The following is a 2,761-nucleotide window of genomic DNA, read 5'->3' on the forward strand; positions in this document are numbered from 1 at the left end:
ACACCGGTTACGCCCGACCAGGGCATCTCACCAAGATCCTGTTACGAGCTCTTAGCATCAGGCTGGTGACGGCACTGCGCCAGCACTTCCAGGCCGGCCTCCCATTCGGTATGAGCCCGTTACGGGCCCCAAGGACCGCCTGAGGTGGTGGCCTTCATCGGCTGCACTTCTAAATACCGAGACTGGCCGCCCAAGTACTGGCATTCCAGCGAGTCCTTGCCAGAGTCACCTGGCAGAAGATCGCCAATGATCGCATTGCGCAGAACGTTCTCCCTGAAGCCGTAGCCGATGCCGAGCAGTCGTTCAGCCAACTATCCGGACAGGTACAGTATCGTCGGTAAGAGATCTCGATCAGTGACCGCGAAAATGTCCTCGCTAATTCCGCCTCATACGACGAAGAGCCCCGGCGCTCCCCGCGGATTTCGCCGAGGCACACCGGGGCACGACCGTGCGCGCCGACTTACTTCCAGGTTTCGAGAGCCGCCCGGATCTGCGGGCGAAGCGAGTCGATCATGGCCTTGTCGCCGGCCTTGACCAAGTTCTCGAACTTCGGGTCATGACCGTCGCAAGGCGTGGTACCTCCCGTGCACTTCATCGGCCCCTCGAAGAAATACCCCTGGACGAAGTCACGCCTCGTGACGGCACCCGTCGAGGTGCGGACGGGCAGGGAGACCCAGCCGTCGGCGGAGCGCGTGATATTCCAGGTGTCGCACTGCGTCGTCCCGTCGCAGTACATCTTGTTGTACGCGCCGCCCTTCAGACGCCCCTCCACAGTGGTGTAGAACGCCGACGCGAGGTCCGGGCGGCCAATGGCGGCGGCCTCTTCATCGATGGCTTGCTTGAATAGCGGCTGGCCGTTGACCATGCTGTCGACGAACGCCTTGCGCGTCGTGTCGTCACTCGGCCCGAGGACGGACTTGGTGGGGTGGAAGGCCTGCTCGTAGAGCTTGCCGAAGTCCTGGAGTGTAAACGAGTTCTCATCTGAGGTCTGCCCCGGAGCCTTAACCGAGCATCCCACGCGAATTTCGTACTTCGTTTTCGTCATGCCGAGCTTAGCAGCGGTCGAGTTGACTGCTGGCAGCCCACCGACCCGGTCGAGCAGCGCGTCCGTCGCGCGATTGTCCGAAGCCCACATCATCGCTTTGGCGGTCGTGAACACCGGAGCTTCGATGGGGTTGGTGAGGATCGGCGTTCCGTCATCGTTGTAGGCGCACACCTCAACATCCGACAGTGCCGAGGGGTTGGCGTAGTACTTCATCATGTTGCTGTACTCGTCTTTACCTTCCCTGATGCGCATCGCCTCGGTCAGGTGGACGAGCACCTTAGCCGCGCTGGCAGGATCGTGGAGTCGTTGGCCATTCAGGTCGACCAACACGGGCCCGTCCACCTGCTTCAGGTAGATGCCGTACGGGTTGCCGCCCGCAACGTTGGCCATGTCCCTGCGGATCTGTGCGATTTGGGCGCTCTGGTCGTCGATGAACAGTGCCGTCGCTCGCGGCTGGTTGGAGGCGTTCTTGTAATGCCGCACCTGAAGTACGCGCGCGCCGGTCTGAGCCTGGAGGTCCGAGATTTGCTGATCCGTGACGTTGATGAGGTTCCACCACTCCTTACCTCCGTTGATGCCGTCCGGCTCGGCGACTACGGCGAAGGTACTGGGGGAGTCAGGCTCCAGGGAGACGAACCGCCAGCCACTCTTTACCAGGTTCTGCAACTGCGTGGGGGACTGGCTGGTGAACCACTTTCCGCCGGTGGCGTCGACACCGGTGTTCTTCAGCAGTACCGCGTCATAGCGTCCGCTGCCGACTGGGTCGAGGTCGACGACCTTGCCCTGGAACGTCGACTGCGCCGAAGTGATCTCTGTGGGCGTCTTGTTGGTGATGACCGTAAACGTGCGCTGCGTGTCCCCCGTGTTCTCCACCATGGCCGCGGCATACCTCACCGCACCGGAGGAGTCGACGTAGCGCTCCACGTCGATAGGCCGCTTCTTCTCCTTAATGAACTTCAGCATCAACGACGCGTAGGTCTCGCCGTAGGTCCACGAAGTACTGCCCGAAAGGGCACGCTGGAAGACGCCGCTGTTCTGGACCAGCTGGGCCGTGAATCGTCCACCGGCCTCGGGCTCGATGTCGATGACGCGGGCGTTGTTATCCGTCGCCCACTTGTTGATGTCGGTGGGGAGGGTGCTGTTGAACGTGCCCCAACCTGTGATCGCCGTTGAATTCCGTTCCGGATCGACAGCAGGAGCTGCCGACGCCACGGTCGACGTCATTACGACGAGGATCGCCGCTCCCAAAAATGCAGTACGACAGCGCATCTGCTACTCCTATTCCGAAGCGGGCCGGCAGTCCCGCCGGTCACCCGCGCTCCCTGGCGGGCAGCCCGGGAATTTTCACGATCAGTTACATGACTGAGTACGGAGCGCCCAATCCCGCAGGTCTGAGCAGTCCTTGCTCAACTTTCAACCCGCAGCCGCCTGGCCCGATGAGCTGTGGTGACCGGCTCGTCCTGCGGAACGGGCGGTCACTCGGACCCACCGCTTCCAGGACTGCGAAGTCACACGGCGGACACGCCGCTGACATACAGATGCCGGGCGCGACAAGTCACGTGTCGCGCCCGGCCTCCGGAAAGGTGGGGTGTTGAACTCCTGCGTGTTACTGCTTGGCTATCTACCGCAGCTCGAAGCCGCCGTCCACGTTCAGCCCCTTCGAGCTCGTAACAGGATCTTGGTGAGATGCCCTGGTCGGGCGTAACCGGTGTGATG

Annotated in this window: 1 protein-coding gene; it reads right to left on the minus strand. The window is 62.1% G+C overall.

Annotated elements, in window-relative coordinates:
- Positions 1–460: 460 nt before the first annotated feature.
- A complete protein-coding gene (locus ACFWW8_RS38445; RefSeq protein WP_386537557.1) occupies positions 461–2,269 on the minus strand; it encodes a serine hydrolase in 1,809 nt (602 codons plus the stop codon).
- Positions 2,270–2,761 lie beyond the last annotated feature (492 nt).

Source organism: Streptomyces sp. NPDC058701, assembly GCF_042715295.1.
Lineage (GTDB): Bacteria > Actinomycetota > Actinomycetes > Streptomycetales > Streptomycetaceae > Streptomyces.

Coding starts and splice junctions, on each gene's coding strand:
- ACFWW8_RS38445 (WP_386537557.1), bottom strand. CDS start 2,269: ATGACGTCGACCGTGGCGTCGGCAGCTCCTGCTGTCGATCCGGAACGG.